Origin of the sequence: Thermoplasma sp. (assembly GCF_008709555.1) — an archaeon.
Taxonomy (GTDB): Archaea; Thermoplasmatota; Thermoplasmata; order Thermoplasmatales; family Thermoplasmataceae; genus Thermoplasma.
This window is the reverse complement of sequence record NZ_VYIJ01000003.1, coordinates 121,656-137,566: the sequence shown is the minus strand read 5'-3', so window position 1 is coordinate 137,566 and position 15,911 is coordinate 121,656. Positions and strand designations below refer to the sequence as shown.

Genomic DNA, 15,911 nt, shown 5'->3' with positions numbered 1-15,911 from the left:
TAGGAACTTTCTTGCTCATTTCATTGTAAATCTTACGCCTGTTAATTCCGGCAACGCCTTAACAGATCTTTTAATAATACGCCTCCATCAAAATCCAATTTTTCATGACGGAGAAAAGGAGCTATCATTCACGATCCCATAGTTAAATTTTTAACATGAAAGGAATTGTATGGTCGTGGATCAGAAAGACAGAGACATCCTCAATCTGCTCATCGATAACGCAAGGATCAGCAATACAGAGATAGCGAAGGTTCTGAATGTATCAGAGGGGACGGTGAGGAAACGCATAAAGAAGATGGTGGATGATGGGATAATTAAGAGATTCACCGTTGAGACCAGCGACGATACTATAGACGCCCTCGTCCTCGTAAAGATCGATAATAAGAGGTATAGGGACGCACTGCAGAAGATAAAGAGCAGATTCAGGGAGGTATATGAGTTCACAGGAAAAATTGATGTTGCAATAAGAATAAGGACTGATTCTACGGATAATCTTAACAGAATCGTCGACCAGATCAGGGAAATTGACGGCGTTCTCGATACGGACACACTCATCAGGCTACAGTGACCTCCTCAACACCAATATATGGAGATTCCGGGCCTTTAAGATATTCTTCCACTGTCATATTTTTCTTGGTCGCTTCCTGAATTATTCTTTCCGCCTCCTTCCCCGAGATGCGTATATGGTTCCTTACCCCATAACAGATATGTGGGTTGAAGAATATGTCTATCGATATCTGAAAAGGTTCGGTGGGCGTTGTTTTGGCCTTTCCTCTCCTGACAATTTCGGCGTATTCAATATTCCTGTATCTGGTATACCTCCTCATGTACTCTAATAGGGGGATCTTTGTCTTCTCGCTTCCACTGATCATATTGGAAGCTATCTCACCTACCAGCGTAAAATTAAGACCATTCGAGAGCTTTATCCGGATCACGCTGGCATCCTCAAGACGGTCCTCCATCCTCTCGCCCATAATGTAAACAAGATAGCTAAATGCCGCATAATAAAAATACCTTATTGTACAATCATTCACAGTCTCACGAAGAACATGACATCTCTATAAATTTTGTCCTGCTTACCTCATTCTGTATACGAACATGACCGAAATATAGTGTTGCAGTTCCATCCATGGAAATTCATGGGCGGCTGAAATTCGATATATATCCTGGATCATGCTGTCATGAAGCAGGATTATCAGACCATTCGGCAAGTCTATATATATGCATCTTAAAGCAAGAATTGAAATATATCGTGAATGTTCAAGGAAACGTATAATCAACGGTATAGAAAAGATCTGGTGTTCATATGCGGATATCGATTAAGGGCCTGGGCATATCCGGACTATATCTCTACGAAAGGTTAAGGCAAGGTGGCTTTAATGTAAGCGGATTTGACATAAAGAGACCTGATTTCTATATCCCCTGTGCATATGCGACCAACCTTTACCTTATGAAGCCGTTCATGTCGAAAATAGGTGTTGATTTTGAAGAGTATGTTTTTCATCATGCGGAGAGTATAATTCTGGCTGGGGAGAGAGGAATGAGTGTTGAATTCCGTTCCGCAGGTCTTGTCACCTTCGACAGAAACCGGCTTCAGATGGATCTGATGGGAGGGATCGCGATGAAGAATGATCAAGACGCTGATATCGTTGTGGATGCTACCGGTATCTCTAGATACTATCTCGGAAGAGATCCTGGAGATATCACATATTATACGAAAGAGTATCTGACCGATCGTTCCTCACACGATGACTTCTATTTTCTGTTCCTTGAAAGAGGAAATGGATACCTATGGGAGTTTCCGCTTGACAAGGGGCATTTCCATGTGGGTGTGGGTTCAAGGGTATACGACGATCTGCACAGGATAGACCAACAAGAAAGGATAAAGATAACCGGACGAAAGATAAGGATGAAGCCGCTTTTCGAGTCCGCAAGAAGAGGAAACATAGTTGGCATAGGCGAAGCTGTTGGCACCGTATCGCCGCTTACAGGAGAGGGTATTTTGCCATCGATCGAATCGGCTGAACTGCTATATGATTTGATTTCACATGGATCGGATCCGGATGAGGTCATCCGAAGTTACACTAAGAAATTGAGAGATAGATTTTCATCATATTACCAGCTTTCAGAATTTGTGGAAAGAGTTCAGGCCGGTAATCTTCTGAGGCCTTCAAATCTTCGCTATGCCGGCCCTATATCTAGAGAAATGAAGCATTTTGGCATAGATTTCAGCCTGGTCAAAGCGGTGCGATCACTGATCTGAAGCTTATCGGCCTTATGCTACTTTTATCATGTTGTGGATCTCAAATGATCTATTTTTCAGCTAAGCTTCAGATCTTCATTTTCCGTGAGGGATCTGTTCGTACGAGTATATACCATAGATGTGAATGATCCCCAGGGGCATCTATTCCACGCAGCACTGAATTTAGAAAGATATAAAATCTTATATTGGGGCAAATCGCTGTATCCAATTGCTGAAGCGATTTAGCTTTACCGCTTCCACCGAACCCATAACCCTTGTGTAACCATATATCTGCATGGTAAATCTTTTTAATCGATTAATAATAGAGATGCCATGGAGTTTAACCTGCATGCTGTATCATCACAGGAGAAGGAGAGAGATTTTGATGTTGTCATCGTTGGTGCCGGTGCAGCTGGTTTTTCGGCTGCTGTCTATGCGGCAAGGTCTGGCTTCAGTGTGGTCATCCTCGACAAAAACGTTGCGGGTGGTTTGACCGCTGAGGCGCCATTGGTGGAAAATTATCTTGGTTTTAAAAGCATCGTTGGTTCCGATCTGGCAAAGCTATTTGCGGACCATGCGTCCAACTATGCCAAGATAAGAGAAGGGGTTGAGGTCAGATCCATAAAGAAGACCGAGAGAGGCTTCGATATTGAAACCAGCGATGATGTCTATCACGCAAAATATGTGGTAATAACAACGGGAACAACACACAAGCACCTTGGCGTAAAGGGAGAATCAGAATACTTTGGAAAGGGCACCTCATACTGTTCCACATGCGATGGATACCTATTCAAGGGAAAGCGTGTGGTAACAATTGGTGGCGGAAACTCTGGTGCCATAGCCGCAATATCCATGAGCGAATACGTCAAGAATGTAACCATAATAGAATACATGCCGAAGTACATGTGCGAGAATGCCTACATCCAGGAGATAAAGAAGAGAAATATCCCATACATAATGAACGCACAGGTTACAGAGATCGTAGGGGACGGAAAAAAGGTGACAGGTGTAAAATACAAGGACAGAACGACTGGAGAGGAGAAGCTTGTGGAGACGGATGGAGTCTTCATATACGTCGGTCTGATACCGCAGACCTCATTCTTGAAGGACAGCGGCGTGAAGCTTGATGAAAGAGGTTACATAATTGTTGACTCGAGACAGAGAACCAGCGTTCCGGGCATATACGCGGCCGGCGATGTAACCTCAGGAAATTTTGCTCAGATTGCGTCAGCTGTGGGCGATGGCTGTAAGGCTGCGCTATCGATGTACTCTGATTCCATCTCAAGGAAATGATTGAACCCATATCAAAATATATTTTTAAGATCCGATTCTGAATTTTGTCATCTTTTGATAAGAAATAATCTCTGTGCAGACCTCGTTCAGACAATACCGATTATCTTCAGGGATTCCACTATAACGACAACGACGAATATTGAACCTATGGCCGCATAAACCGTTCTCTCCCTGATCCTGTTTGCCGTTATAGAGAATAGGTAGCCAGATACCAGGGAAACAGCACCTATCACTGCCGCATCTAATAGGGATATTCTCCCAACGATCAGATAGCCCGCGGATCCACTGAATGCAGAGAATATCATTGCAAGTGTTGCAGTTCCCACCATCTTCTGTGCGCTGAGCGAAAACAAGAGCATGAGTATGCCTATGAACATTATACCACCACTTGTTCCAAGCGTTCCGGTGAGTATGCCAACCGGTATACTGAGAAGAAACGCGAAGATCCATTTGCCTCTCCTGTTCTCATGCTAGGGGCCTGTCCTTATCCCATGCCCCCGAGATCTCCTGAACATCTGAACTGCGAGAATGACAGTCAGTATGGCGAATGCTATCTCCAGCGGTTTCTCTGACACGCTTATTGCAATTCTTATTCCTATCTGAGTACCTATGAGAGCACCAATGCCCATTATCACCGCTGGAGCTACGTCTATATTTTTATTCCGGAAATAGACATATATCACAGTTGAGGTTGTTATGACATCCACCAGCAGGCTATTTCCCACAGAATCCTGAAAGCTAAGGCCCATGATGCTGAGTGCCGGAACCACGATGAGCACCCCGCTGCTCCCCGTTATCCCGGTAAGAGCGCCAACGCTGATTCCAATTAGCAGCAGTAAGAGTATCAATGACATAACCAGCAATTGATTTTTGATAATTAACCATGAGCATATTATGCTGAATTTTCCAACACCATAACGTTCACAGATGTGGAAAACAAGGAAAAGCTTATCAATCGCCAGAATATTACGATTCCCAGTTTGCTGTTTCCTACATATGGCCGGGGTGGGGTAGTGGATATCCTTGGGGACTGTGGATCCCCGGACCCGGGTTCGATTCCCGGTCCCGGCCCTGTTCTGACATGTTCATTCCAGAGGAATGCTTTATTTAGTGATTTTTGTATGTGATAAGATATGACCACCAAATATGGCAATCCTCCTGTATCCTTGATTATCACTGCAGCCGCTGCAATAGCATCTGCATGGATAACGATACTTGTATCTGCCCTATTGAATCCTTGGTTCTCCATTACTCACAATGCCCTCAGCGATCTGGGAGGAGGAAACATGCTATACAATGGCCATCCCGCGCCCGCTCTCCCCTTCGTATACAACGGTGGCATGATAATAACAGGTTTTCTCATAGCTCTGTTCTCATCCCTTGGGATTGCACACTCCAGCAGTAAGGTGGAGAATACTGGCTTTTCTTTCTTCATGATATCTGGTCTTTTTCTATGTTTGATCGGAATATACCATGAGGGGACATATCCACATGATTTCGTGTCTATCTGGTTCTTCATTCTTTCCACAATATCATTTGCGACGCTGGGCATTTCAAGAATAATACTTCGAAAATATGGGACTGGCACTGCCATTCTCGCAATGCTTGCCCTGTCATGGATCGTTGAGTATCTTGTAAAATGGGGTTCTGTTGCTGAAAGCGAGATCTTTGGTATATGCGTGATAGATGTCGCTGTGATAGTCTATATCTTAAGCTGGACCACCAAAAATATGGGCAATGTTCAATCTTCCTGATGACCGAAAATCACACTCCAACAATCACCGGTGTATCTTTAAGGTGATAAAATTATCGCGCTGCCATTATGGTGATATTCTTACCGTTGTCGCATTTGAAAAACGTTTGAAAAATGAAAAAGGCGAGTTATCACTGCCTATCCAGTGTGGCGGTCATGCAGTGTGCTCCCCCATAACCTCCGGTAAGTTCTATAAGCTCGGCGTTGACGTATTCAATTCCAGCGCCTAAGACGTCCTTCCTTTCCGGGAATACGTTGCCATTGATCTTGGGTAGCTCCTGTTTAACTATATTCTCCGTCGAGGGATCGAATGCGCCGTCAGAGATCAATCGGTTTATGACGCTCTTCACGTCCACTGCCACAATCCGCCGATCCCTTATGGTGAGAAAATTTGAGGAATACGCGAGCTGCTCAGGTATGCTAAGGTCGATTATGTTGAATCCCTTAGACCTTATGTATTCCAGCAGCGTTGTTTCAGTTATGCGCTCGTAATTTCCACTTGAAGCTTTCCCATAGACCGTCACCCTAGCCCTTGACGCTAGATATTGGGAGGTTACGGCGATCCCATCACCGGCTATATTGAAGTATGTATCAAGATGCATGTTTACCATATTGTCTTCCTTGGAAAAATCATAGGCTGGATTTTCTACGACTCCAACCTCATCCGTCGTGATCATACCAGATTGCATCGCGGAGAATGCACCGTTCATATCAGTTCTCAATCCAACGCCGATCAGACTGAAATCGCGAGCTGGCATGAAGTCTCCACCCTCAAAGTGAGAATTTGGAGGTATCTTGAAAAGATTCGAAACACCCATGGCGTTTCTGAACAGGAACTCGGTGATCTCCGTCTCTTTTTTTCTCTGGTCCCTCTTCATGTTTCCTATTATTATGCCGTTATCAGCCACCGCCTGCTGATCCCGCATAAAATATAGATTTGCAAGTGGAATGTTGGAGTATACCGTCGGATACACTGCTCTGTTCTCATAGTCAGTTTTGAGATCTATCGAGGGTTCCAGTACCATGTAATCAAAGATCGTGGAACTGTCAAGCTTTTCCAGGTTCTTTTTCAGTTCCTGCATCGCGTATTTGACCTCATCGACCTTTCCATAGAAGTGGACATTCTGTGTTATGTAATCTATGAGTTTTTCTCTGAAATCCCGTGATCTTTCTGCATTTTCTATGATTTCGGTCTCCAGGCGCTTGACGACGACTCCTTCGGTCTTCAGAATTTCCTCAAGTCGCTGGTGCTCCCTGATAGCTTTCCCAACGTTGAACGCACGTTCAAAAAGAAAAGGCTTTGGTGCAAGCATTGCATATTCTATCTCAATGGAGGGTCTGTGTATCATCACCTCTTTGAGAGGATACCACTCAGCCCGAGAACGCATGTAACAGTATAACCACAGGGTATTAGTAGTCTAGCGTATCCTCCATTTGATCGATGCTTACATGATACACGGACGCATTACATTGGAGTACATCTGACATAATTTCCTCGCTAAAGCTTTGGAGGTTCTGGAATTTCCATTGTTCATGGAATTGCCTCTCTGAGGATATAAGGCACTTGAACGATTTATAGAAAAGTTAGGGGTTGAGGAGAAGCAGTGAAACTCTCCTTCTGACTTGAGATACACGAACTTCGTCCAATGGAAAAAATAATGAAGAAGTCCGGTAGAAGTGCATGTACTGCGATAACCAAGCAGTACATACGAAATGGCTAATTAGGGCCGGTGCACAATCAATACCTGTGGAGATACATCTGGTGGTGTACCTGAACCATGATGGTATCACCTGCATGTCGTTGAAGCAGGAATGAGATCCGAAGCTTCAACTGAAGAGCAGCTCACGTAAAGCATGAAGGCAGAGATCATCTGATACAATAGATCCAAAATTTAAGCTGAGGGGATCAGATGAAGTATTTGCCTCCATATGTGAATACTCTTATTTCGTTTCCCTCTGCGCGGCCCTTTATGGTTATTATCTTGAACGTCTGTGAGTCCATTATCTGACTTTCATCCTCTGTCCTGGATATGACGATGAAGTTCTTTACCTGAGGTTCCTTTGTCAATATCTTCCCATCGTTCGAGAAAAACACGTTTCTGTTTATCCTTCCACGTTCCTCCGTATCAACATCTATGACATCTATATGCCGATTTCTGACCGCGGTGAGTATGTATTTCTTCTTATCCACCGATATTATTGCGCCTTCCGGTGCATCCAGTATCCTAAGGGAATATGTAAACCTGAAGAATTTTCTACCCTCCTTCACACCCGCCAGCGATTTAGAGACTATGAGCGTGGCAAAATAATGATCGAGTATGAACGAAGAAACTAGATCACCGTCACCCTTCTTCCCGAGGTAGATATCAATTCCCTCTGGTTTTCTTTCTATCTTGGATATAAACGATGACGCATCCATCTTTCTGCGCTTTTCCATTATCTTTTCTATGGAATCTAGGACATCAGACAGCATATCATCGTACTTCGTACTAACCGTCCGCAGCTGTATGGTTGCCTCAAAGTACGAACCGGTGACTTTGTTGCATGTTGGACAGCTGATGTAATTGACGGAATATGGAACCGAGACGGTCTGCATCTTTGGTTCCATGTGCTCTCTCTCTATATTAACCTTCAGGACGAGGTTTCTGTTTGCCTCATCGAAATATATGCTTTTAGAATCACCGGATATTTTTGCTGAGGGGTCGCTGCATTTTATCTCATCCATTATCAGCGGCAAAAGACGATCTGCATAGTCCTCTCGGTACCATTTTTTCCCGATCCTTATGGACCCGCATTTTGGGCATATGGCTATATTTACATTCCCGATATTCTCAATATTTGCACGGTCATAGAGGCACTGGCTGCAAACCCCATGTTCGACCGCTTCATTCTTACCACAAACTACACATTTCATTAAATTATCAATACATACATTGCAAATTGGTACTTCTTTTTTATGGGTTTCTGAGATCGAAACGCAATCCCTAAAACATCACAGATTGAACAGCTTGTAGAGTTTTAAAATCACCGTTTCATCCCTAATAACAGACCTGATCCTTTCCTTAAGCAGGGATCTATCGTAATCAATCCTTTTGAGCTCCACGGAGTTATTCTCAGAATCGTATACTGCGTAAGAAGGTGTGCGGTCATCCCTTGGCTGTCCTATGGATCCGGGGTTCAATATGAAATTACCGGCATAGCGCAGCGAGAACTGATAATGCGTGTGCCCAACTATATAATTGGCGGGTTCCAGAGGTGCACCAAGTGCACTCTTCATATGATCTGGAACAGACCATGGGTACATATAGCCATAAAGCTCGTCCCGTGGAGATGCATGCATTATCTGAAATTTCGCGCCATCAATCTGTATCTCCTCCCTGCTTTTGAGGGATCTGAGAAACGAAATATCATTTTTCCCAAGTCTTTTCATAGTGATGTTCTCCCTCGTATATACTGAAAGATCGTGGTTCTCCTCCCCACATTTGCAGTCTACAGAATAGGCTACAGCATAGTCATGATTGCCGGATACCATGACGTCAGCATTTTCTCTGATTATATCTATCGTCTCAGATGGATCCGGGCCATAATCAACAGCATCACCGCAGAATACCGTCTTGTCAAATTTTTCGTGTTCAAGGACATATTTTATGGGGAATATATTCGCATGAACATCGCTAAGGATGAGGAGCCGCATAACGTCTCATACATCCATATTATTAAAAGATTTTCTATTTAGTATTTATAGTGGTATATATGCAGATCCGGATAGGCTGTTCAGGATGGTATTATCCTCACTGGGCTGGTAAATTCTATCCATCAAGCATGAACAGAAAGGAGTGGTTCAGGTATTACAGCGAAAAATTCGAGACGGTGGAGATCAACTCGTCCTTTTATTCGTTTCCAGATAAGAAGAGGGTGAAATCCTGGACAAATAACGCTCCTGACAACTTCATCTTCAGCGTGAAGATGAACCGCATAATTACGCATATTAAAAGATTGAATGGCTGCGATGATGAAATATCCAGATTCTATGAGGTAGTCAGCTCTCTCGGGAATAGACTTGGTTGTATACTCTATCAGTTCCCGCCCTCATTCAGTTATTCGCATGATAACATCGTACTGATAGACAATGCCTTAAATCATAATTTCTGCAATACCGTGGAATTCAGGAACAGATCATGGTTCTCTGAAGCTGCCAGACTGGATCTTGAAAATAGCGATCTGCACGTCGTTGCAGTTAGTTCAGAGAGGATCCCACTGTGGCTAAAGGAAGATTCAATCATATATGTCAGGCTGCATGGAAATGTGAACGGATACGCCACAGACTATGACAAGGACTATCTCATGGATCTGGCACACAGGATAATAGCCTTGAATCCTGAAACCGTTTACGTGTATTTCAACAATGATTATGGCGGATACGCTCCGAAGAATGCGGAAATGCTGAAGTCAATAATTGAAGGCCTGATCATGAAATGACTCATCGCCTGAACCTATTGCTTTTTTCTGCCAGATCGTTCTTTATTTGTTGCTGTGTCAGATAGAGAAAATTATTAATTCAAGAACCAATGAAACCTCATGTCAAACGAGCTTTCCAAAAGCCTTAGCCCGTATCTCTTGATGCATGCAGACGATCCTGTGGACTGGAGAATGTGGTCTGATGACACCCTAAGATTGGCCAGGGAGAAGAACAGACTCATATTCCTCAGCATAGGTTACTCGTCCTGCCACTGGTGTCATGTCATGCACGACGAGAGCTTCATGGACAATGAGATCGCCAGTATACTGAACAATGATTATATTCCGATCAAGGTCGACCGGGAAGAGAGGCCCGATCTGGATTCCTACTTCATGAAGGTTTCACAGGTAATAAACGGTAATGGAGGCTGGCCACTGAACATTATCCTGCTGCCAGACGGGAGACCAATTTTTGCCATGACCTATGTTCCAAAGGAGGATCGAAACGGAATGACTGGGCTGAAGAACATACTTCTACAGCTATCTGCCATGTACGCAAAAGACCCTGACCAGTTCAAGGATCAGGCCAAGGCTGTATCGGATGCCATGGAGGAGAGGGCCAGCATCCCCTCAAAGTTGACCGGAGGGATATCAGATCGTCTTTACGAATCCATATCAAGGTACCTGGACAGGATCGACGGTGGGTTCTCCGGGCAGACAAAATTCTACAATGTTCCCGTCCTTGAATTTTTGATGGATCGTTATGAGACCACACATGACAGGGATGTGGCAGAGTTTCTGGAAACTACCATGAAGACCATAGCCATAAGGGGAGTCCATGATCCTCTCTTCGGTGGTTTCTTCAGATATTCCACAGATTCGATGTGGATAATACCGCATTTCGAGAAGATGAGCTATACTCAGGCCCAGCTCATGCGCGCGTATGCAAAGATGCATCTTCTATTCCATGATGATTTTTATGCCAAGATCGTGGAGGACATTTACAGATTCATGGACGGCTGCATGTACAGTGGTCGGTCCTATTATACGTCGGTTGATGCTGATTATAAAGGAGAGGAGGGTGGACACTACCTCTTCGACTTCAATGAGATCAGGGACTCGCTTGGAGATGATTTCACAAAGTTCGTGAGAGTATATGAGGTCAAGGAGAATGGAAACTTCTCGGATACCCATGGGGAAAACAAGGGTAGAAATTTCCTCTATTTCTCTGGTACATATAAGGAATTCTCAGAATTGATGAGCGACTCCGGTGTCCGGAGATCCATTGTGGCTGGCCTGCAGAAACTGAGGAAGATAAGGGAGAAGGACGACGTTTTCATAGACAGAAAAGAACTTGTCGATATCAATTCAATGATTGTGTCAGCATTAGCCTGGGCTTACAGGTCAACGCTCAACGGTATCTATCTTGAACGCGCCAGGGTTGTTTCAGGCTGGCTCAGAGATCTGAATAGGGAACGGGTCTCGCATGGAATGTTCAACGGAAGAAAAATCGAAACGACCACGCTTCAGGACTATGCTTTTCTCTCTCAGGCCATGATCGATATGTTCCAGATCACCTTTGATTATGGATACCTTGAGGATGCACGCAGATTTGCTGATCAGGCAATGTCCCTCCTTAAGGATGGGAGGCTTTCTTATTCCTCCGAGATCTCCGAATCGGATCCAATGGATGGAGAGGTGGAATCGCCCTATGCCGTATTGACCAAAGTCCTGGACCAGATATCACTTCTCGCTGATGATATGGACCTGCATGAGAGATCCGGTGACCTCCTGGCGTCGGTATTCGGCAATGTGCAGGCCTTTCCGGCAGCCTATCCTTCCATGGTCAGATCTGCTGAATTTCATCTCAAGGGAAAGCACGTATCTTCAAACAGGGCCAAGATAGAGGATCTCATGAGATCTTCCGTATACCATAACACCGTATTCAGTCTGCAGGATACCGGGGCCTATATTGTCTGCGGCTATGGCATGTGTTTTCCTCCATCAGGCAGTGTGGAGGATGTGGCATCGCAAATCAATTCATGATTGGGAAATATTATTTTTTCCTGTGAACATTTATTTTATCTCATTTCTATTTTAGAATAATTTGATTTTAATCTTAAATACTTCTTATGTATACATATCGATATGAACATAGGTACGTTTGACAGATTACTCTTCGCGTATTCTATTGGTTCCCACATACTGATAGTTCTGATGAGCATTGGGCTATCGGTGATACTTCCAGTGCTCGAATACATAGCCATAAGGTACAAAGACGCCTACTATGACATACTGACACGTAGGGTTGCCAAGGCTCTAGTGCTGTTCTTTGCTGTGGGCACGGCTTCCGGTGCTGTGATGGCCGTGGAGCTGATAGATCTTTTCCCGAAGTTCATGACTGTGATAGCTGTTGTGGGAGTGCTGCCATTCTACTACGAGATATTTGCCTTCTTCCTGGAAACGATAATGCTGGTCTCCTACTACTATTACTGGGACGTCTTCAAGAACAGAATGCATCACTGGTTGCTGACGTTCGGAGTGGCTGGTGGAACCCTCGGTTCTGCCGTGTTCATAACCATGATCAACGCCTGGATGAATACACCGAATGGGTTCAATATCAGCTATTACGAGGAGACAGGTAAGCTGATAGATGTAAATCCTTTCATAACAGCCATGACTCCATCGACTGGGAGGGAGATCTTCCATGTAGCCATAGTTACGGCGTTCTCAGGCCTGATGGTGCTTGGGGCCTTCTTCGCCTACCAGTATCTCAGGTCGAAGACCTTTGAGGAGAGGAACCTCTGGCGCAAGGGTCTCAAGGTGACTTTTCCCATGAACATGTTTCTCATAATAATGGCAGGCATCTCCGGAACACTTGAGATGAGCGGCCTGCTCACATACCAGCCGGAGAAATATGCGGCACTGGATCTCGATCCATACCCGATAGCAAACGATGCGCCCGAACACATATTTGGAACGATAGTTGAACAGAACGGGCATTACGTGGTTGTCGGGGGTTTCAAAATACCGCTTCTTCAGAGCCTGCTGGCTGGGAATGGCAACCTCAATACGCCTGTACCTGGGCTTTCTCAGTTCAGCCCTAGCACATGGCCTCCACTGGCAGTCCACGATACCTTCGATCTCATGGTGCTTGGTGGATCTCTTCTTGGGCTGTACCTCTTTGCCATCCTCGTCGCTTGGATACTGAAGAAGAAGCCATATGAGAATGCTGGGTTCCTGGTTGCGCAGATATTCTTTGCCATACTGACAATACCCATATACATAGCTGGCTGGGTGACTGACGAGGTTGGAAGGCAACCATGGATAATCTACAACGTTATGACAGTTTATCAGGCGGCCAACTACTCACCGTCAATAGTCGTGCCTGGATACCTCATAATGGCCTTCTATACCGTTATAATGCCGTTCTCATACTGGTACGCTTTCAGGCTCATGAAGAGGGGGGACGTGAGATCAGAGGTGGCCTCTTCCAGATCCTCTGCCGTGGCGGGAAGGTGAAAAAATGCTGACACTATTTGCAATTGAATTCTTTACAGCAGCTGCAGCGATAGCTTTTCTGTTGACAGAACTGATGGGCGGCATGATGCTGCTGTTCGACTGGAAGAACAGCGGACAGCGTGTTATGTCCTATGTGGCACCTGTGTGGGAGGTTACAGGTACCTTCCTTGCAATGTTTGTCGTTGAGACTGATGCAACATTCGCTGGAATACTTCTTCCAGTCGCGTTCGCCTTCGCTGCACTGCTGCTTGTCTTTCTCATACTGTTCATAATTAGAAACGTTGCCATAATCCTCGGAGAGTTCGCGGAAAAAAGACAGGTCTTCACTGACAGGCAGCTTTACTATGTATACGTGACTTCAACTCTTCTCCTCTCTGTTGTTTTCCTTGCGTTCGTATCCGCCATCATCAGCGGGCATGGAATAAGCATATCCATATCCGGAAATCCCGTCGATTCGCTTCTATCAATCAGCAACGCGCAGGTCAGTTTCAGCGTGGCGAAATGGCTGGCAGGTCCAGGCGACATACTGTTCATAATATCGGCCGTGCTCATAACATTCGGCCTATCGCCTGTGCTATACGACATCGAACGCTTCTCAGCGGCAGGTATAGTCTCTTCGGTTGTGGGATTCGTGCTAGGTTTGGTATCATTCATTCAGATGGGTGTCCATATGAGCCCGCTGATAGTAATCCCGGCCATCATAATCATCGGTGCTCCGATACTCTACAGGTTCAATATTGCAAAAGGTATACTTACAAACAAAGCAGCATTCATTGTGCTTTTAATAATTTCGATTTACTCTCTTTACTTCACAGTATACCCAACAGCCATGCATGGAAAACTCGTGCTCTCACAGGTGGTTACCACCGGCCCGATGGTTCTTGGAACCATACTCACAACCGCGGTTGGCTTCACCCTGCTTGCATTCATGCTCTCTCTGTACGTCTACGTAAATTACAGGAGCGCAAGATCTGTCTCGACCGCCAAATGATCGACAAAAATTGACTTTTTATCTTTCAATTTTTGAAAAAATGTAAATAATCCAAGTTGTATGGACATGTATGGTCAGGAGCAGACCGAATGCGTTTTCAGAGAGATCGGTTATAGCCTCTTCCAATGAGCTGGCGTCTCTTGCCGGACGCGACATAATGAAGATGGGCGGCAATTTATTCGACGCCGCGCTTGCTGTCAGTGCAATGCTGTGCGTAACGCAGAATAATCTGTGCGGCCTTGGTGGGGATCTCTTCGCCCTCATCAGGGACGAAGACGGACACATAGTGGATCTAAACGGCAGCGGACAGTCATCCATGTCCGTAAGTATAGATCTCTACGAATCCATGGGCCTTACGAAGATACCTGAAAGGGGACCGTATGCAGCCATAACCGTTCCCGGCATTGCCGGAGCATGGGAAGAGATCTTCAGGAGGTTCGCGACTCTTGATATCTCAGACATACTTGATCCCGCAATCAAGGCTGCAAAGCATGGGTTTCCTTTGACACAGAACTATTCAGAATCGATAGGCAGGAGCGTTCCTGCAATTGGGAGCTATGCTGGCTGGTCCTCGATATTCATGCCAGGAGGTAGGGTGCCTGCAGCTGGCGAAGTACTGAGGCAGCCAGATCTGGCCAGATCACTTCAACTGCTGTCAGAGGAGGGCTACAGATCCTTCTATGAAGGCAGCTTATCCGATCTTATCATCTCAGGCCTTGATGGTTCCGGGTCTCCGATTGGAAGGGACGACCTCCACAGATACAGGCCCCTGATAGGGGACCCTGTATACACGGACATCGATAGATTCAGGATCTATGAAACATCACCCAATAGCCAGGGCATCACCGTGATAGAATGGACAGATGGTTTGGTGAGCCATGGCTACGATTCTCAGAGCCTGGAAAGAGCCAAGCCAGAGGATCTGTTTGAGGCCATGGAAGAGGCCTACAGGATGAGGCGGAACATAACGGATCCCGCGTATATGCTGGGACATGATGGATCAACCGGTATCCAGAAAACCGGAAATTTACCGAAGCACACGCGCGGCGATTCTGGAGATACAACTTATTTTTCCATAAGTGATTCTGAAGGCCGATCGGTCAGCATAATACAGAGCAACTATATGGGCTTCGGATCCGGTATAGTGCCCAGGGGTACTGGCTTCGTCATTCAGAACCGAGGTTCGTATTTCACTCTGGAAAGAAAACATCCAAACGCACTGATGCCCGGAAAACGCACGTTTCACACGTTGGCTGCCTGCATGATCGAGAAAGACGGCGAATTTTATGCCTCGCTGGGATCGATGGGAGGCGATATACAACCGCAGGTACAGATGCAGATCATCTCCGGAATTCTGAAAGATAACACAGACCCGCAGATGATTATAGATAGACCAAGATGGGCTGAGCCGTATACTATATATGAGGATCCTGGTGCCATCTATGTGGAGTCTGAAGATCTTGCAGGAAGGATCTCCGGACACGTTGGAAGCAGGAAGGTGATCCTTAGAGAGATCTCGCAGGAATTTGGCACGGCGCAGATCACGGCTATGACCGATAAGGGAATAATAGTAGGATCTGCGGATCCGAGGGGTGATGGCGTAGCCATACCGGTTTCATGACGCAATCGCCATTGATGAACAAACAGAATAT

General features: G+C 45.3%; 13 protein-coding genes, 1 tRNA gene and 1 pseudogene. 10 read left to right on the top strand and 5 right to left on the bottom strand.

The window, feature by feature from the left end; all coding sequences use genetic code 11:
• Positions 1 to 169: 169 nt before the first annotated feature.
• Positions 170 to 568 (top strand): Lrp/AsnC family transcriptional regulator, encoded by a 399-nt coding sequence (locus tag F6Q11_RS02390; RefSeq protein WP_297026110.1) that lies wholly within the window; start codon positions 170 to 172, stop codon positions 566 to 568.
• On the opposite strand, the gene F6Q11_RS02385 is transcribed toward F6Q11_RS02390, so the two are convergent.
• On the bottom strand, positions 555 to 1,034 hold the full coding sequence (locus tag F6Q11_RS02385) for a hypothetical protein (RefSeq protein ID WP_297026109.1): 480 nt from the start codon (positions 1,032 to 1,034) through the stop codon (positions 555 to 557). The two genes, F6Q11_RS02390 and F6Q11_RS02385, sit on opposite strands and share 14 nt — an antisense overlap.
• A 272-nt stretch (positions 1,035 to 1,306) precedes the next feature.
• Here F6Q11_RS02385 and F6Q11_RS02380 point away from each other — a divergent pair, with 272 nt between their 5' ends.
• Both F6Q11_RS02380 and F6Q11_RS02375 read left to right on the top strand, forming a co-directional pair.
• On the top strand, positions 1,307 to 2,263 hold the full coding sequence (locus F6Q11_RS02380; RefSeq protein WP_297026108.1) for an NAD(P)/FAD-dependent oxidoreductase: 957 nt from the start codon (positions 1,307 to 1,309) through the stop codon (positions 2,261 to 2,263).
• A 312-nt stretch (positions 2,264 to 2,575) separates the two neighbouring features.
• Entirely contained in the window at positions 2,576 to 3,535 is a 960-nt protein-coding gene (locus F6Q11_RS02375) for an NAD(P)/FAD-dependent oxidoreductase (protein WP_297026107.1), read from the top strand.
• Between the two features lie 86 nt (positions 3,536 to 3,621).
• On the opposite strand, the pseudogene F6Q11_RS02370 reads toward F6Q11_RS02375, so the two are convergent.
• Positions 3,622 to 4,389 (bottom strand): annotated as a pseudogene (locus tag F6Q11_RS02370) (sulfite exporter TauE/SafE family protein).
• Positions 4,390 to 4,534: 145 nt separating this feature from the next.
• On the opposite strand from F6Q11_RS02370, the gene F6Q11_RS02365 reads away from it, so the two are divergent.
• Both F6Q11_RS02365 and F6Q11_RS02360 read left to right on the top strand, forming a co-directional pair.
• Positions 4,535 to 4,606, top strand: a tRNA-His gene (locus F6Q11_RS02365).
• Between the two features lie 62 nt (positions 4,607 to 4,668).
• Positions 4,669 to 5,289: a DUF998 domain-containing protein gene (locus tag F6Q11_RS02360; RefSeq protein WP_297026106.1), complete on the top strand. Its 621-nt coding sequence runs from the start codon at positions 4,669 to 4,671 to the stop codon at positions 5,287 to 5,289.
• Between the two features lie 130 nt (positions 5,290 to 5,419).
• On the opposite strand, the gene F6Q11_RS02355 is transcribed toward F6Q11_RS02360, so the two are convergent.
• From F6Q11_RS02355 to F6Q11_RS02345, 3 genes are all read right to left on the bottom strand, one after another.
• On the bottom strand, positions 5,420 to 6,637 hold the full coding sequence (locus F6Q11_RS02355) for an arginine deiminase family protein (RefSeq protein ID WP_297026105.1): 1,218 nt from the start codon (positions 6,635 to 6,637) through the stop codon (positions 5,420 to 5,422).
• Positions 6,638 to 7,194: 557 nt separating this feature from the next.
• Positions 7,195 to 8,202 carry a 60S ribosomal export protein NMD3 gene (locus F6Q11_RS02350; protein ID WP_297026104.1) on the bottom strand — a complete coding sequence of 336 codons (1,008 nt, stop codon included), beginning with the start codon at positions 8,200 to 8,202 and terminating at the stop codon, positions 7,195 to 7,197.
• A gap of 78 nt (positions 8,203 to 8,280) precedes the next feature.
• Entirely contained in the window at positions 8,281 to 8,982 is a 702-nt protein-coding gene (locus F6Q11_RS02345) for a metallophosphoesterase (protein ID WP_297026103.1), read from the bottom strand.
• A 59-nt stretch (positions 8,983 to 9,041) separates the two neighbouring features.
• Between F6Q11_RS02345 and F6Q11_RS02340 the strand changes: the two genes are divergently transcribed.
• From F6Q11_RS02340 to F6Q11_RS02320, 5 genes are all read left to right on the top strand, one after another.
• A complete protein-coding gene (locus F6Q11_RS02340) occupies positions 9,042 to 9,767 on the top strand; it encodes a DUF72 domain-containing protein (protein ID WP_297026102.1) in 726 nt (241 codons plus the stop codon).
• Between the two features lie 99 nt (positions 9,768 to 9,866).
• A complete protein-coding gene (locus tag F6Q11_RS02335) occupies positions 9,867 to 11,792 on the top strand; it encodes a thioredoxin domain-containing protein (RefSeq protein ID WP_297026101.1) in 1,926 nt (641 codons plus the stop codon).
• 102 nt (positions 11,793 to 11,894) lie between these two features.
• Positions 11,895 to 13,268: a cytochrome ubiquinol oxidase subunit I gene (locus F6Q11_RS02330; RefSeq protein WP_297026100.1), complete on the top strand. Its 1,374-nt coding sequence runs from the start codon at positions 11,895 to 11,897 to the stop codon at positions 13,266 to 13,268.
• A gap of 4 nt (positions 13,269 to 13,272) precedes the next feature.
• Positions 13,273 to 14,259, top strand: a complete 987-nt coding sequence (locus F6Q11_RS02325; RefSeq protein WP_297026099.1) for a hypothetical protein — start codon at positions 13,273 to 13,275, stop codon at positions 14,257 to 14,259.
• A 70-nt stretch (positions 14,260 to 14,329) separates the two neighbouring features.
• On the top strand, positions 14,330 to 15,880 hold the full coding sequence (locus F6Q11_RS02320) for a gamma-glutamyltransferase family protein (protein WP_297026098.1): 1,551 nt from the start codon (positions 14,330 to 14,332) through the stop codon (positions 15,878 to 15,880).
• Positions 15,881 to 15,911 lie beyond the last annotated feature (31 nt).